This is a genomic window from Halorhabdus utahensis DSM 12940 (genome assembly GCF_000023945.1).
Lineage (GTDB): Archaea > Halobacteriota > Halobacteria > Halobacteriales > Haloarculaceae > Halorhabdus > Halorhabdus utahensis.
Map to the genome: position 1 here is coordinate 2104183 of NC_013158.1, position 17511 is coordinate 2121693.

Annotated in this window: 5 protein-coding genes and 1 pseudogene; 4 read left to right on the forward strand and 2 right to left on the reverse strand. The window is 61.2% G+C overall.

The window, feature by feature from the left end; genetic code table 11:
* Nucleotides 1-73 precede the first annotated feature (73 nt).
* Nucleotides 74-1126, reverse strand: a complete 1053-nt coding sequence (locus HUTA_RS10170) for an NAD(P)/FAD-dependent oxidoreductase (RefSeq protein WP_015789814.1) — start codon at nucleotides 1124-1126, stop codon at nucleotides 74-76.
* A 222-nt stretch (nucleotides 1127-1348) separates the two neighbouring features.
* Between HUTA_RS10170 and HUTA_RS10175 the strand changes: the two genes are divergently transcribed.
* A complete protein-coding gene (locus tag HUTA_RS10175) occupies nucleotides 1349-3067 on the forward strand; it encodes a BCCT family transporter (RefSeq protein WP_015789815.1) in 1719 nt (572 codons plus the stop codon).
* A 23-nt stretch (nucleotides 3068-3090) separates the two neighbouring features.
* Here the strand turns inward: HUTA_RS10175 and HUTA_RS10180 are convergent, their stop codons facing one another.
* Complete coding sequence (locus HUTA_RS10180) at nucleotides 3091-4626, reverse strand: PAS domain-containing sensor histidine kinase (RefSeq protein WP_015789816.1); 1536 nt, start codon at nucleotides 4624-4626, stop codon at nucleotides 3091-3093.
* A 225-nt stretch (nucleotides 4627-4851) separates the two neighbouring features.
* Between HUTA_RS10180 and HUTA_RS10185 the strand changes: the two genes are divergently transcribed.
* The 3 genes and pseudogenes from HUTA_RS10185 to HUTA_RS10190 all read left to right on the forward strand — a co-directional run bounded on the left by HUTA_RS10185 (nucleotide 4852) and on the right by HUTA_RS10190 (nucleotide 17354).
* Nucleotides 4852-6813, forward strand: a complete 1962-nt coding sequence (locus tag HUTA_RS10185; RefSeq protein ID WP_169304894.1) for a helix-turn-helix domain-containing protein — start codon at nucleotides 4852-4854, stop codon at nucleotides 6811-6813.
* A gap of 539 nt (nucleotides 6814-7352) precedes the next feature.
* Nucleotides 7353-7430: pseudogene (locus HUTA_RS16130) on the forward strand (surface glycoprotein); the annotation flags it as partial.
* Between the two features lie 2793 nt (nucleotides 7431-10223).
* Entirely contained in the window at nucleotides 10224-17354 is a 7131-nt protein-coding gene (locus tag HUTA_RS10190; RefSeq protein WP_049941309.1) for a GLUG motif-containing protein, read from the forward strand.
* Nucleotides 17355-17511: the final 157 nt, after the last annotated feature.

Genomic DNA, 17511 nt, shown 5'->3' on the forward strand with positions numbered 1-17511 from the left:
GGTGACGAGCGCGGCGAAAGCCGCGGAGACCGAGCGCGGCGAAAGCCGTGGAAAATATCGACTCGGATCGGCTTCAGTCGTCGGTCTCGGCGACGCTTGTTTCGGTGGCTTCGGCCTCTGCCTGCTCTTCGAGATAGTCGTCGGCGTCCAGGGCGGCCTGACTCCCCATCCCCGCGGCTGTGACGGCCTGCTGGTAGTGGTAGTCGACGACGTCGCCTGCCCCGAAGATGCCGGGGACGTCCGTTTTCGTCTGACCGCCGCCGTGGCCGCCCACGGTCCGGATGTACCCCGTCTCGTCGAGTTCGACGTCGGTGTCCTCCAGATAGCCGGTGTTGGGCGTGTGGCCGATTGCGAGGAAGACCGCGCCGACGTCGTGCTCGAAGTGCTCGACTTCCTCTGCCTGTTCGGAGTCGAGTTTCTCCTTGGGGTGGCCATCGGGATGGCGGATCAACGAGACGCCTTCGATCCCATCTTCGCGGGAGCCGTGGATCTCGGTCGCCTCGGTGTTGCGCATGATCTCGACGTCGCCCGCGTCGACGTGTTCCATGATTCGGTCGACCCAGTAGTCCTCGGCGCGGAACGCCTCGCGGCGGTGGGCGATGTAGACCGTGTCGGCGAACTTCGTCAGGAAGGAAGCCTCCTCCATCGCGGCGTCGCCCCCGCCGATGACGAGCATGTCCTCGTCCCGGAAGAACGCGCCGTCGCAGGTCGCACACGTTGAGACGCCATAGCCCATGAGGTCGCCCTCGCCGGGGATGCCCAGGGTGCGCGCGCTCGCGCCACTGGCGGCGATGAAGGCGTCACAGGTGTAGACCGCCCCGTCGGCGAGTTCGACTCGAAACGGCCGAGAGGAATCGTCGATCGACTCGACGAATCCCGTCTCGACGTCGGCCCCGAATCGCTTGGCCTGTTCCTTCATGCGGTTGATGAGTTCAGTGCCGTTGATCCCCTCCGGGAAGCCGGGGAAGTTCGCGACGTCCGTTGTCAAGGTGAGCTGGCCGCCGGGTTCGTCGCCCTCCAGGACGAGCGGGTCGTTGTTCGCCCGCCCGGCGTAGACCGCGGCCGTCAGCCCGGCGGTGCCCGAGCCGGCGATGATGAGTCGACGGTGTTCGATCTCGTCAGTCATGGTCGTTCGTACCGGTGGCGAGCGTTTGTAGCTTGCGCCGCAGGTCAGTGTCGCGCGTTCGAAGTCACGCCTGTCTCGTTGATCACTGACGCGGCGCTTCGTGCTGGACGGTCACTGCAGTGAGGCATCGAAACGGGCACATCGCCATCTTGGCTCGGCCCGTGTCTGAACAGTATTGATTTATGTCGTAGCGTTGAACTCGCCTCCAGTGGGTGTCAGTCATTGACGGACGACGATGACGAGACGGGGTCGCCCCCCTCGCCTGAACAGCGTCGCTCGACGCACGAGGAGACTCGACATTCGCGGGAGACGACAGTACGGTGGTTCGGCACCGAGTTCGACCCTGTTGTCCTGGTCGGATCGCTTGCAATCATCGTCGTCGGCGTCGTGCTCACGGTCGGGTTCGGCGACCAGGCGTCGGTGGCCTATCGCGCGACGTTCGCCTTCGTGAACGAATCCTTCGGCTGGTTGTATGTCCTTGCGGTCAACGTGTTTCTTGTCGCACTCGTCGCGATCGGGTTGAGCGACTACGGGACGATCAGACTCGGTGGTCCCGACGCCGAGCCGGAGTTTTCCACGCTGGGATGGGTGGCGATGCTGTTCAGCTCCGGGATGGGCGTTGGCCTGCTGTTTTTCGGTGTCGCTGAACCGATCAGTCACTTCGTCTCCGGTGGCGGCTCGTTTTTCGACGTCCCACCGAACACCCCCGAGGCAGGCCGGGCCGCCACGGCCCTCACGATGTTTCACTGGGGGCTGCACCCCTGGGGAATCTACGGCATCGTCGGGCTTGCACTCGGGTATTTCTCCTACAATCGCGGCCTCCCGTTGAGCTTTCGCTCCATCTTCTATCCACTGGTCGGCGAGCGGATTCACGGCTGGGCGGGGCGACTCATCGACCTCGCGGCAGTCGTCGCGACCGTCGTCGGGCTCGCGACGGCCACCGGACTGGCGGCGCTCCAGATCACCGCCGGGGTCGACTTTCTCACGACGACCTATCTGGGGACGGCACTCGCGACCGATGTGTGGACCGCGGCGACCATCGCGACGGCACTCATCGGCGTGACAGTCGTCTCGACGTGGCTGGGTCTCGAGAACGGCATCAGGCGTCTCTCGAAGCTGAACGTCGTGCTGATGGTCGCGTTGCTCGTCGTGGTGTTGCTCGTCGGGGACACAGTCCACCTCTTCGACGTGTTTCTCGAAGGGGTCGGGACCTACCTCGGCAACTTCGTGGAATTGAGTCTCTATACCGAGGCCTTCGCGGGCGAGGCGGCGGGATGGCAACACGCGTATACGATATTCTACTGGGGATTCTGGACCGTCTGGTCGCCGTTCGTCGGCCTGTTCATCGCTCGCATTTCCAGGGGGCGGACGATCCGGGAGTTCGTCGGTGGCGTCTTGGTCGTGCCAGTCCTGTTTTCGCTGGGCTGGATGGCTGTCTTCAACGGTTCGGCGTTGTTCGTCGAGCTCTCAGTCGCCGAGGGGGCGATTAGCGGCCCCCTGCAGGAACACGGCCCCGCAGTCGCGCTGTTCGAGATGTTTTCCGTCTACCCGCTTGCGTTCCTGACGGCCGCGATCGCAACGTTCAACCTCATGACATTCCTGGTCACCTCGGCCGACTCCGGCTCACTGGTGGCGAGCTATCTGACGACGAGCGGGACACGGGAACCGACGACGGGTCAGCGTGTCCTGTGGCCGCTCGTCATCGGCGCGACCGCGATTGTGCTCCTGTTCGGCAACGGACTGCGTGCACTCAAGACAGCGGTCATCGCGGCTGGACTGCCGTTCAGCCTCGTGATCCTCCTCATGGTCTACTCGCTGACCGTCGGGTTGCGGCGTGACACACAGCACGACCGGCCTGGCGATGCCGACCGCCCCCAGCGAGGCGAGTCCGACGGACAGGACTCGTCGCGGACTGCCGAGGACCGATCAGGGGATGAGTAAGACCGCCGGCAGTTGGGACGCTCTCAGTGGTCGGACTCGTATAGCGGTAACGCCACCACAAAGACGGCCCCGGTGGGCTCGTTGTCCTCGGATTCCTGCCGATTGCTTACGGACGGCTCCTGACCCTCTCCATCGTCGGCGATCCGGACGTCCCCGCCGTAACTCTCGACGAGCGTTTCGACCAGATACAGGCCGATGCCAGTCCCGCCCGAGAGGCCTTTCGTCCCCTTGCCGAAGATTTCGTCCTTCAGGACATCCGCGATGCCGGGCCCATCGTCTGCCACTCGAACCGCGACGGTTTGGTCTCGGACCGTCACCGAAACAGTGACCGTCGGCGTCGCGGAATCGTTGTGTTCGACGGCGTTGACGAGCAGGTTCCGGAAGACCGACGAAAGCATGCCGTTCGCCCGGACGGTCACGGACGGCAACTCACCGCGGATCCGAAAGTCGGCCTCCGGATACGCACCGCGCTGTGTGTTCACCTCGTTCGAGAGGACCTCTCGCAGGTCGATTGGTTCCATGTCCAACTCGTCTCCGGCCCCCAGCGATTCGATGAATTCGCGAGCAACCTTCGTCAGCTCGATGATGTGGCGACTCGAAGAGAGGATCTGTTCGAGGGCCTCAGCGCCCGCCTCGTCGACGTGGCCCTCAAGCTCTGTTGCCCACATGTGAAGCACGTTCATGTCGTTGCGGATGTCGTGTCGGACGACGCGATTGAGCGCTTCGAGTTGCTCGGTGCGGCGGGCGAGTTTCAGCTGGTTGCGCTTCTGTTCGTCGATGTCGAGGTGGATCCCCACTGACCGAAGCGGTGTCCCGTCATCGTCCTCCTCGACCACCGTGCCCATGGTTCGCACCCACTTCCAGTCACCGGATTTCGTCTCCATCCGGTAATCACACTGATAGAAGTCCGTGTCCGTGTCGATATGTTCCGCGAGCGCCTCGTCGTGGCGCTGCTTGCCGTCCGGATGGACGAGCTGTTCCCAATCGTCCAACTGATCGCCCATCTCTGCCGGTGAATAGCCCAGCATGTTCGCCAGCAGTTCGTCGCGCAATACCTCGTCGGCCTCCATGTCCCAGTCCCAGATTCCGAGTTTTGCCCCTTTAACGGCCAACTTCATTCGCTCTTCCGTGGCACTGAAATCCGCGTCAGTGTCTCCACCAGTGTTTGAGACGGATCCTGCGCCGCTGGCCGTGTCGATTTCGGTGAACTGGCAGTGCGCGTTCTCGAATCTCCCATTATGGTCACGTTCGACGCGGATATCGAGCATCACCGTCACGGGATGGCCATCTGCATGTCGGATGTCCAATTCGATCGGGCTCGATCGCTCCCCAGCAACGAATCGATCGAACGCCGTCCGGAAGTTGTCCCTGTCGCCCGAGTGGACGTACTCTCCAAACTGCTCACCACAGACGTTCGCTGCCTCGTATCCCAAGACAGTGACCCATGCCTCGTTGACCGCGCTGATGTGTCCGTTCCGAGTCAGTCGCTGATACGGATACGGGAGAGCTGAGGGGTCGACACTCACCGGCTGTGCCGACTGTTGGGAGGGGTCACTCACGAATTCTCACCGTCTACTACACTCTGGAGCAGCCTGATACAAGAAGGTGCCCCACAGTGGGCCCGAACAGGTGTTGCTGTGTCTCACGACCGAGTCTGACCGGGATATTTACAACCTACTACCTTCATGCGAAGGTAAACGGATGACCTCCTCAGCACAGGACTGGGCCGCCCGTGGAAAGCGACAATGGCCAGCAGGGAGTGCTACAGCAGCGGCTGGTGCACAATGAGCGGGAATGATGCGCCCGTAGTGAGTGGGGACGCCATCCACACGCTGTTAGTCGACGATAGCGACCGATGGGCCTCGGTCGCTGCGAAGCGAATCGAACGCGAGACAGACGCGGTCAGTGTCTCGGTCGCGAACGATGCCAACGAGGCGCTCGTACATCTCGCGGAGGCCGACCGAGTCGACTGTCTGCTCGTGGACTACATGATGCCGGGCATCACCGGCCTGGAGTTGCTCGAACGCGTTCGCGAGGATCGTCCCGATATTCCGTTCATCCTCATCACCAGCGAGGGAAACGAGGACGTGGCTGCCCGGGCGATCGACGCCGGTGTGACCGATTACGTCGTCAAAGAGCCGGCAACCGATCAAACCCCACTCCTCGCCGAGAAAATCGAGTCAGTTGTGCGCCAGCATCGCTTACAATGCCAACTTGAAGAAAGCGAACGGCGCTATCGATCCGTCGTCGAGGAGAGCCGTGACGCGATCTGTCTGCTCGAAGACGGTCGCGTGCAGTTTTGTAACGAGCACTTTGCCGAACTCACGGGTAGCGACTGTGCGTCCTGGATCGGCGAGGAGCTCGTCGAAGACGCAATTCACCCGGACGACCGGACCGCAGTGCGTGAGGCATTCGCGAACTGGGACGACGGGAGCGCCGAGCCGGAACTGCAAGAAGCGCGCCTTCGTCGTTCCGACGGATCGGTTCGGGCCTGTGAGTTCACTGGCCGGCGGATCACCGACGAGGGTGAGCCGACACTGCTCGTCTCGATCCGGGACGTCAGCGAGCGACGACGCCACGAGCGTGAGCTACAGTGGGAGCGAGACCTCAATCGAACGGTCCAGGAAGCGCTGGTCGAATCGCGGACGCGAGACACATTGGAAGAAGACGTCGTTACCCATTTACACGAGTACGGGTATCCGGTCGCGTGGGTTGCCGAACGGGGGGCCGGTGGACTGTCCCCGCGAGCCGTCGCCGGGGATCAGGCATTCGTCGACGCCATCTCCTCGACGGCAGAAGCCGACGAGGTGCAGGGCGAACCCGCCACGTGGGCTGCCCAGTCGGGAGAGCCACAGTTCGTCCAAGATGTCGCTGAGTTGTTTCCCTCGGCGTGGCGAGAAGTCGTCACAGACGACGGGTATCGGTCCGGCGGGGCGGTTCCGCTCGAACACAACGACGTCCCCTACGGCGTATTGGCGGTCTATCATGACGAGCCGGACCATTTCGGCGAGACCGAGCGCCGGTTGCTCACGGAGCTCGGGGATACCGTCGCGTTCGGGATCCACAGCCTCGCGACGGAGAATAGCCTCGCTGCAGACCGGACTGTCACGGCCCGGTTTCGCGTCGGCGACGACGCGTACTATCTCGCGGCACTCGCGATAGACGGGGCCTTTCGGGACTGCAAGCGGGTCACCGTCCAGGGGACTGTCCCGGACGACGAGGACGGGATCGTCCAGTATCTCCGTATCGCAGGCGCGACGGACGCGATCCAGGACGTGCTGGCTGCTCACCCCGATGTGACAGCAGTCCACGGGATCGACATTGAGCCACGCAGACTCCAGGTGACGGTCAGCGGTCCCAGTCCGGAAGCCCATCTCGCGACGCGCGGCGTCGTCGTCGATACCACGACCCTCGACCCCAACGGGGCCGTCGTCGAGGCACAGCTCCAGTCCCGGGAGACCGTCACGCCGACACTCGAGCGGTTAGAAGCGGCGTTCGACGACGTCTCCATACTCGCGATCGGTAACGAGGACACGGTGAGTGACACCGGCGGCCAGCTGCGAGCGGCCCGACTCACCGACAAGCAACGCCAGGCTCTCCGCGCGGCGTACCATCACGGGTACTTCGAACAGCCTCGCGGGGCCACCGCGGCGGAGATCGCCGAGACCCTGGGCGTTGCCCACTCGACGTTCCTCCAGCACCTCCACCGCGCCCAGCAGAAAGTCTTCGAAGCGCGCTTCGAGTGAACCACCGTGGGTGCCATGGGCCACGCTCCACGGTCGAGAACGCCCATCCTCATTCTCACAAATGATTCTGTACTGTCGCGCCAGCACGAGGCAAGCTGCCAGGACTAATTTCGAAAAGATCGTCGCTATCGGGCCGACTAGATGCCTTCATGTGAAGGTAGTAAGTGCGAGATAGCATACCGGGCAGCGACCGCTTCTATCGGCAGATATTGCGTGTTTCGGGATGGCGCGATATTGTAGATACCCCCGTTTCCGGGTGTTTTGCGAATGTATCGATCGGGTCGCGCTCGCATCGTGGGCAGGATACCGTCACACGAAGATATTCTGCTTTTGTGTGTACAAACGAATATTTATGGTATGTTCAGACCTGCGCGGACACGAAGGACGACTCTCTTAACGTTCAATACTGATAACTCAGGCGATGCGAAACGACGATGGAAAGCCCCTCATTCAGGTGCGTCTGGCTCGAATGGAGCCGCGACGAACTGGCGTCGTGATCGCCCGGGGCCTGCCGGGGGTCGATCACGGGAGGTGGGTCGATGAAACTCCGCGCGCTCGCGCTGTCAGTCCTGATGGTCATGTCGGTGGTTGCGGTCGGCGTCTCGTTCGGGCCGGGCGTCGCTACGGCGGCAGGCAATCAGACCGATGTCGCCGTGAGCGACCTGCCGGGGTCGGGGACGAGCAACGATCCCTACCAGATCAGCAGCGCCTCGGAGTTGCAGGCGATAGAGGACGATCTGGGGGCACACTACACGCTTGTCGCCGACGTCAACGCGTCGGACACGAGCGAGTGGAACGACGGGGCTGGCTTCGCCCCGATCGGTGACTCCGGCACGCCGTTCACCGGAACGTTCGACGGCAATGGCTACACGATTGCAGACCTAACGATCAATCGGTCGAGCGAGAACAACGTCGGCCTGTTCGGCTACACTGGAAGCAGCGCGGTGATCGCAAACGTCAGTATCGAAGACATTGACGTCACTGGATACCAATACGTGGGTGGCCTCGTCGGATACAGCTCTGGCACGATGGATTCATCGTACGCGACAGGCAACGTCTCCGCCACCGGAAATACAGTAGGTGGCCTCGTCGGATATGGCGAGGGCACGGTGGGTTCATCGTACGCGACAGGCAACGTCTCCGCCACCGGAAATACAGTGGGTGGCCTTATCGGTACCAACTTCGGCACGGTGGATTCATCGTATGCGACGGGGACTGTCACCGGCCAAGATAGAGTGGGTGGCCTCATCGGGGCCAACCTCGGCACGGTGACCGACGCCTACTGGGACGTGAACACGACCGGCCAGTCCGACACGAACGATGGATATGATGACGCTGGCACCGGCCTCACGACGACCCAGCTCAAGGCCAACACCAGCCTCGATGGCTTCGACTTCACGAACACCTGGGCTGTCAAAACTGGCGGCGAGGTGTCCTACCCCTACCTGCTGAACAACACCCAATCGCCCGCGCCCGGGCTGGAGAGTCTGTTCGCCGGCGGGAACGGCACCGCAGCCAATCCCTACCAGATCGGGGACTGGAACGACCTCGACAGCGTGCGCAACGCGCTCGACGCCAACTTCACGCTCGTCGCCGACCTGAATTCCTCGACCGCAGGTTACGATTCGGTGGCGAGCCCGAGTGCAAACAACGACAAGGGCTTCGAGCCGATAGGATCATCTTCAACTCGCTTCAATGGCACATTTAACGGTAGTGGATACAAACTGGCCGACCTCGTGATCAATCGGCCAGACTCGAGGAATGTCAGTATCTTTGGAGTCGTTGGTTCATCAGGCACGGTTACACTCACAGGAGTCGAAAACGCAAGTGTGACAGGAGGCACTTCTGTGGGAGGACTCGTCGGCTATAATGCGGGAATGGTGAACTTATCCTATACTACTGGGTCAGTCAGGGCTGACGATAGTGGGAATCAGTCTGGCAGTTCTGTTGGGGGACTCGTCGGTAATCTAACAGGTGATATTCGAAATGCATATTCGATGAGTGATGTGACTGGTACTACCACTGTAGGTGGACTTGTAGGTAATATCTCGAAAAATTTTGGTACCAGGACGAAGTACACATATGCTACCGGAAAGGTTAGCAGTACTGTAAATGCGACTGTGCGTGGTCACGCTGGCGGTGTCTTAGAATATGGCCAACAGCAAATAGCCTACTTTGACCAAAAAACGACCGGAGTGACTGAGCGAGTGGGCAATCCGTATCCAAGGCATACTGGTCAGCTCAAAGGATACGAGGGTCATAAAGAATTTTTCCATAAAGAATATGAAACGCAGGATGTTTTTGACTCTCAGAATATTTGGACAATAAATAACTCCGACGGTGTCGTTTCGTATCCGTATCTACAGCAGAACCCCCAGACGGATATACCGGGGAAAGAGAAATTGTATTCGGCAGGAAATGGAACAAGTGGTCAGCCTTACGAAGTAGCTAACTGGACCCATCTCAACGATACACGTCAAAATCCTTCCGCGAACTTTACCCTAACAGCGAACCTATCCAGAGAATCTGGAGGATATCGTAAAGAGGTAACGAATCCATCAGGTGGTTTCACGCCCATCAATGGATTCGGGAGTGGCGCCGGGAGTGAATTTAAAGGTAGGTTCGATGGCGCAGGAAATACGATAACTGATTTAGTTATTAACCGAAACTCAGACTTTGTGGGGTTATTCGGTATATCGTCCGGTACAATCTCTAAAATTTCAATAAAGAACGTCTCTATTAGTGGTGATCGGGGCGTGGGAGGGGTCGTCGGTTTACAGGTTCATCCTGAATTAGGAGGGGCTAGGACAATCAAGAATGTTTCTGTTACAGGTGAGGTTAATGGAACATCGTTCGTAGGAGGAGTGGCAGGACAAATATATTTAGATACTGTCCGTGACACCAATGCATCGGTGAACGTCACAGGAGAAACAGCAGTCGGTGGACTTGTCGGTTCTTCGGCAGCAGGTAAAATAACTGACTCGAATGTGGATGGGAGAGTTACCGGTGGAACGTATGTCGGTGGACTTGTTGGTGCTGTCGGCACTAATGGAAGATTCTTCAATAATAGAGGATCTATCCAGGCCTCGACAACGGATGTTTCGGTAACCGGCAATTCAAGTGTTGGCGGTATGGTTGGAGCGAATGGAGGTACATCTATCCCTGCGGTGTATTATGAGGGGAAAATCAATCATTTACCTCTGAATGGAACTGAGATGCGCGCGTTAGAAGCAAGTGGATCCGTGCAGTCCCCGAGAAACGTAGGTGGTCATAAGATCGGCGGTCTCGTAGGGCAGCTCTATAGAGCTAATGTCACTCGCTCAAGTGCGACAGGAGAGGTCCAGGGTAGACTCAATTCTGGTGACGTGCAGGCGGGCAATGCCACTAAGATTGGTGGTCTCGTCGGTTACATGAGCGGGACGAATGCGGTCCTCAAACGCTCCGTTGCGGTGGGGAACGTCACTGGCTCGTCGAACGTCGGTGGCCTCGTCGGAGCTAACGGCAACGCCTCCGCCTTCAAAAAGGGCGGAACGATCGAAAACGCGACCGCCAGCGGCACGGTCACCCTCGCTGGTGACAGTACCGATCCCGAAAATCTGGGCGGCCTCGTCGGCCAGATCTTCCAGGGCACCGTCACGCAGTCGAATGCCACCGGTAACGTGAACGCTGGCGACGCGACGAACGTCGGTGGCCTCGTCGGCTACAATGACGCGACCGAGCCAAGTACGATCCGGGAGACGTACGCGACGGGCGCAGTGGACGGCGGCAACAACGTCGGCGGTCTCGTCGGCAAGAGCGTCAACGACCTCGTGACCGAAAGCTACGCGATTGGGTCGGTCAACGGGTCGGCATCAGTTGGCGGCCTCGTCGGCAACAACACCGGTTCGATCGCCAAAGTGAACAACTCCTATGCGGCCGGGTCGGTCACCGGGGATTCCGCTGGCGGTCTCGTCGGCACCATTGAGAACGGTGCGTCCGTGACTGACGCCTACTGGGACACCCAGACGACTAATCAGTCCTCTTCAGCCGGCAACGCGACGGGGCTCACGACCAGCCAGCTGAAGGCCAACACCAGCCTCGCGTTCGACTTCGAAACGACGTGGGCTGTCAAAACTGGCGTCGAGAAATCCTACCCCTACCTGCTGAAAAACACGCAATCGCCCGCGCCCGGACTGGAGAGTCTGTTCCCCGGCGGCGATGGCACCGAGGCCAGCCCCTACCAGATCGCAGACTGGAACGACCTCGACAACGTGCGCGACGCGCTCGACGCCAACTACACGCTCGTCGCCGACCTCGACGAGAACACGGCGGGCTACGATTCGGTGGCGAGCGCCTCGGCAAACAACGACAAAGGCTTTGACCCATTCGGTGACAGAGGGGCCAGTTTCAGTGGGACGTTCGACGGACAGGACCACACCATTGCGAACCTGACGATCAATCGGACGGATAGGGACTACGTCGCTCTCTTCGGCCGCACTGGCGGCGGGATGATTGTAAACGTCAGTCTGGAAGACGTCGAGGTCACCGGCAACAGGCAGGTGGGTAGCCTCGTCGGATCCCACGGAGGTGGTGTGGTAAGCGCGTCCTCCGCTACCGGCACTGTCGACGGTTCCACGTCGGTTGGGGGCCTCGTCGGAGACAGTTACGGACGAGTGAGCAACTCGACTGCCGCGGTATCCGTCACTGGTTCTGAGCAGGTGGGTGGCCTCGTCGGTCTGAGTTCAGGCTACTCCACATCCAAGGGAATCGTGAACACGTCGCACGCAACTGGGACTGTCGACGGTACCTCCTATGTAGGTGGGCTTGTCGGACGTAACTACGATGGTGGGGGAGTGCCGACTGTGAAGACATCCTCCGCCACGGGGTCGGTTAACGGCTCCGACTACGTTGGTGGCCTCATCGGAGGAAATAGTGGCGAAACGAAGACCTCGAACGCCAGCGGGACTGTCACCGGAAGCGAAAGCGTCGGCGGTCTCGTCGGTGCGAACGGCGTCGAATCGGATGGAACCTCCGGCGGCAGCATTGAAGCCTCGAATGCCAGCGGGGAGGTAGCCCTCAACGCTAACGTAAGGGCGGGAGACAAGATGGGCGGTCTCGTCGGCCAGCTCTACGGTGGTTCGGTCACTCGTTCCAACGCAACTGGCGACATTAGCGGTGGCTTCCAATTCCAGGGGAAGAATATTGGTGGTCTCGTTGGCTATGCGGATGGCACGACCAGTACCGCGACAATCACTGACTCCTATGCTGTTGGCGATGCCCTCGGAGACAAGCGCGTTGGCGGCCTCGTCGGGACGGCCATACAAACAGAAATCAACCGCACCTATGCGACTGGCGGAGCTACTGGGACGCAATCGAATATTGGCGGACTCGTCGGCAATGCGACTGGAACGAACACTCGCGTATCCAACTCGTACGCTGTTGGCTCGGTCACTGGCAACTCACCAGTCGGCGGTCTCATCGGCACCAGTGAGGACGGTGCGTCCGTGACCGACGCCTACTGGGACCTGAACACGACTGGCCAGGACACCTCGGCCGGCGGCACCGGTCTCACGACGAGCGAACTGAAGGGCAACGAGAGTCTGGCCGGCTTTACCTTCACGAACACGTGGGGTGTCCGAACTGGCGGCGAGGTGTCCTACCCCTACCTGCTGAACACCACCCAATCGCCCGCGCCCGGACTGGAGAGCCTGTTCGCCGGTGGGAGCGGAACCGAAGCCGACCCGTATGAACTCTCCTCACCGGACACGTTGGGGAGTGTCAGTTCGGCACCGAACGCCAGCTACGAACTCACGGCCGACCTGGACATGGCGGGCGTCAGCCACGACCCGATCGGAACGGCCGCGACGCCGTTCAACGGCTCGTTTGACGGCAACGGCTACACGATCGCGAACCTGACCATCGATCGGCCCGGCGAAGACAACGTCGGTCTCTTCGGCCACGTCGCGACCAACGGAACGGTGGCGAACGTCACGATCGAGAACGCGACTGTGACCGGCGACAGCAACGTCGGTGGCCTCGTCGGAGAAACCACCGGGACGATAACGGGCTCCTCGGTGACCGGCCGCATCACCGGCAACGAGAGCGTCGGCGGTCTCGCCGGGGCGAACGGCGTCGAATCGGACGACACCGCAGGTGGCACGATCGAATCCTCGACTGCCAGCGCCACCGTGACTGTCAACGCGAGCGCGACAGCCCCGACGCAGTTCGGCGGCCTCGTCGGCCAGAACTACCAGGGCACGGTCACTACCTCGAACGCCACGGGTGACGTGCAGGCGGGCGACGCCACCAGCGTCGGCGGCCTCGTCGGGTACACCAGCGGAACGGGCGCGAGTGCGGTCGTCAACGTTTCGTATGCGACCGGGAACGTCACCGGCAGCGAGCGCGTCGGCGGGATTGCCGGGACCACGATCAATGCCACGATCACCCAGACGTACGCGACAGGCGGCGTCAACGGCTCAACGGACCTTGGCGGCCTCGTCGGGAACGTCACCGGACGGAACAGTGAGGTAGTCTACGCCTACGCAGTCGGTCCCGTCACCGGGAACAGCAGCGTCGGCGGCCTCGTTGGGACGACGACGGACAATCCCAGGGTCGCGAACTCATACTGGGATGTCGAGACGACCGGCCAGGACAACTCGGCTGGCCTCCGGGAGTTCAGTGGCAGGACCACCGCAGAGATGACGGGACCCTCCGTTCGAGGGTCTCTCGGTCTCTTCGACTTCGATGCAACGTGGGATGTGTTGATATCGAACGGAACAGTCTCCTACCCCTCCCTGCGGGCAAACCCACAGGAACCCGCCCCAGGGAAACGAACACTATACGCCGATGGTAACGGGACAGCAGACAATCCTTACGAGATCGAAAACTGGTATCACCTGGATGCCACCCGGGAGAACCCCCGGGCGAACTACACGCTCGTGGCCGACCTCGACCCGGAGACGGCCGGCTACGACTCGGTGGCTGCTCCCTCGGCCAACGGCGGACACGGGTTCGACCCGATCGGAGCGGATCGCCGTGGATTCGAAGGCGAATTCGACGGCGAGGGTCACACCATCACGAATCTCACGATCGACCGCCCCGGCGAGGACACTGTCGGGCTGTTCGCCATTGTTCCGGCCGGGCAGTACGCCGATGGAACGGTCAAGAACCTTCGGCTCTCGAACGTCGATATTACCGGGGCCAGATCCGTCGGTGGCGTGGCTGGATTCCACGGGCAAGCCGCGAAGACGATCGCGAACGTCTCGGTCTCGGGGACCGTCGACGGCACCGAAAACGTCGGTGGTGTCGTCGGGACGAACCTGGGGCTGGTCGAAAACCTGACCGCGACGGCGACCGTCAACGGCTCGACGAACGTCGGCGGTCTCGCCGGTTCGAACAGGGGTATCGTGACCGAGTCCGACGCGGCCGGGACCGTCAGCGGATCGACGAACGTTGGCGGCCTCGTCGGGGCCAACGAACTCGGCACGGTACGGGACTCGAACGCGATGGGCGACGTTACCGGCGACTCCACCGTCGGCGGACTCCTCGGGACAAATAACGGTGGTCTGGTGACCGGGAGCTATGGCACCGGAAACGTGACCGTATCCGGCGATAACGCCGGTGGCCTCATCGGCTGGAACACCGATTATTCAGACTGGAGTGGTGTGCACAATGCGACGGTCACGAACACCTACGCCACGGGTGACGTTTCTGCCAAAGGCGGGAACGTCGGTGGTCTCCTCGGCAACAACACCGTCACCGATGGTGGCCAGAGCGTGATCAACAACTCCTACGCTGTCGGTGCGGTCTCGGGATACGCGAGTCTCGGCGGTCTCGTCGGGACGAACAACGCGACAGTCGAAAACGCCTACTGGGACACCGAGACGACCGGTCTGTCAGACTCCGACGGCGGTATCGGCCTCACGACGAGCCAACTGAAGGCCAACACCAGTCTCGCGTTCGACTTCGGAACGACGTGGGATGTCGAGACTGGCAGCGAAGTGTCCTATCCTTACCTGCTGAACAACACGCAATCGCCCGCGCCCGGGCTGGAAACGATCGACACAACCTCACCGTCCATCTCGACGTTCAGCGTCACCAACCCGTCCGACCAGGACGTCCAGGTGAGCTTCGACACTTCAGAGCAACTCTCGACGATCGAAGTGACAATCTCGGGTGCTGAGTCGGCCACCCTCATGACGGGTGAATTCAGCGAGACCGACAATAGCGACGGTACCTACACCTACACCGCGACCCACGCAGTCAGTACCGACGGCGACTACACCGCGACATTGACCGCCGCAGCGGATGCCGCCGGCAACGACGGGGCAAGCGGCGAGTCCGGGAACGTGACGATCGACGTGACGCCACCGACGATCGACTCATTCGCTGTCTCGAATCCCTCGGGCCAGGACGTTCAGGTAGCCTTCAACAGCACAGAACAACTCTCGACGGTCGAAGTCTCGATCACTGGTGCCGAAAGCACGACATTGACGAGTGGCGACTTCACGGCAACTGCCAGCGACGGCACCTACACCTACGAAGCCATCCACGCCGGCAATAGCGATGGCACGTACATTGCCACGCTGGAAACGGCGACCGACGACGCCGGCAACGATGGCGCGAGCAACCAGTCCGGCAGTGTCGAGGTCGACACCGCCGACGATGGCGGTTCGGGCGGTGGTCCCGGCGCAGGCGACATGTCTGCCCCGTCGATCTCCGGGTTCGAGGTTACCAACCAGTCGGGACAGAACGTGCACATCACCTTCGTCGCAAACGAACAAGTGTCGACGATTTCGGTGGCGATCACCGGTGCTGAATCGGCCACGCTCGCGACGAGCGACTTCAGCGAGACCGACAATGGCGACGGTACCTACAGTTACACCGCGACTTACGCCGGTAGTACCGACGGCACGTACACTGCAACGTTGACAAGAGCTGAAGACCACGCCGGCAACGACGGTGCGAGCGGTCAGTCCGGCAGCGTGACGGTCGACGTGACTCAGCCGTCGATTTCCGGATTCGAGGTCACCAACCCGTCCGAACAGGCTGTTCGCGTGGCCTTCGACGCAGACGAACAACTCGCCACCGTCGAAGTGACAATCTCGGGTGCTGAGAACACCACGCTCGCGACGAGTGACTTCAGCAAAATCGACAACGGCGACAGCACCTACACCTACGAAGCTACCTACGAAGGCAGTACCGACGGCAATTACACTGCCACACTGAAAACGGCGACTGACGATCTCGGCAACGACGGTGCGAACGCTCAGTCCGAGACGGTCATCGTGGATACGACAGCCCCGTCGATCTCCGGGTTCGCAGCCACGAACCCATCCGGACAGGACGTTCGAGTCACATTCGATGCCGACGAACAGCTATCGACGCTTCAGGTGGCGATCACCGGCCCGGAATCGGCCACGCTCGCGACGAGCGACTTCAGCGAGACCGACAATGGCGACGGTACCTACACCTACGAAGCTACCTACGCCGGCAGCACCGATGGCACGTACACCGCCGCTCTCTCGACCGCTGCTGACGACGCCGACAACGACGGTGCCAGTGGGCAATCCGACACCGTGACGATCGACGTGACTGCACCGTCGATCTCCGGGTTCGCAGCCACCAACCCGTCCGGACAGGATGTCCGGATCGCATTCGACGCGTCCGAGCAACTCTCGACGATCGATGTGTCGATCACCGGTGCGGAGTCGGCCACGCTGACAGAGAGTGACGTCACGGAAACGGCTAACGGTGACGATACCTACACCTACGAAGCTACCTACGCCGGCAGCACCGATGGCACCTACGAAGTCACGCTGGAGACAGCAACCGATGACACAGACAACGACGGCGCGAGTGGTCAGTCCGCTACCGTACAGGTCGATACCGACGAAGACGACGGTGACACCACCACTGATGAAGACGACGGTGACACCACCACTGACGAAGACGACGGTGACACCGCCACTGATGAAGACGACGGTGACACCACTGACGCAGAGCGGAAACCCAGCGGCGAAACCAATCCGGGCGAGACGTGGGTCGAGCCGTCCGAACTGCAGGAGGTCAGAATCGTCGACGTCCGGCTGGAAACGGCACCCGCAAACAGTGTGAAGACGACGAACATCGTCACGCTCGAAAACCCGTTCCAGACTGAGCGGTCTGTCGACGTGCGATTCGTCATCGACGGCGACGTCGTCGGCGAACGCGAGGTCTCGGTGCCGGCTGAACAACGGATCAATGCGACCCAAAGTATGATCGTCGAAGAATCGGGAACCCACGAGGTTGCGGCCAACGTCGCGACGAAAGGCGACGACGGCGGCACCGTCCGGACGTTTGACTTCATGATCGGCACGCTCGAACTCGACGACAACGGCGACGAGATCGCCAGCTCGAGTGCCGACCCGCCAGGACAGCGAGATACAGACGAACTGACGGCTGAGGACGGCACTGACGATGACGGCGGCAGCGGCGTTAGCCCACTTGTCGTGGTCGGTATCATTGTCCTCGTGGCCCTGGTTCTCGTAGGTGTCTACGTCCGGCGACGAAGCGGCTCCTGAACTGACGACCCACCACGGGAATTTCGAGTCAGGCACGAACCATTGCCCGCGGATATCTGTCGAGGAACCGCTCTCTGTTCCGGAGCTGACGGGCGCTGTCTATCCGGTCAGGGAGTCACAGGATAGTCCAAAATCCGTAGCGGCGGTTCTGGGTCGC

What these genes read in the sequence shown, in the direction of transcription:
- HUTA_RS10170 (WP_015789814.1), bottom strand. Translation starts at nt 1,126, where the DNA reads ATGACTGACGAGATCGAACACCGTCGACTCATCATCGCCGGCTCGGGC.
- HUTA_RS10185 (WP_169304894.1), top strand. Translation starts at nt 4,852, where the DNA reads ATGAGCGGGAATGATGCGCCCGTAGTGAGTGGGGACGCCATCCACACG.
- HUTA_RS10190 (WP_049941309.1), top strand. Translation starts at nt 10,224, where the DNA reads ATGAGCGGGACGAATGCGGTCCTCAAACGCTCCGTTGCGGTGGGGAAC.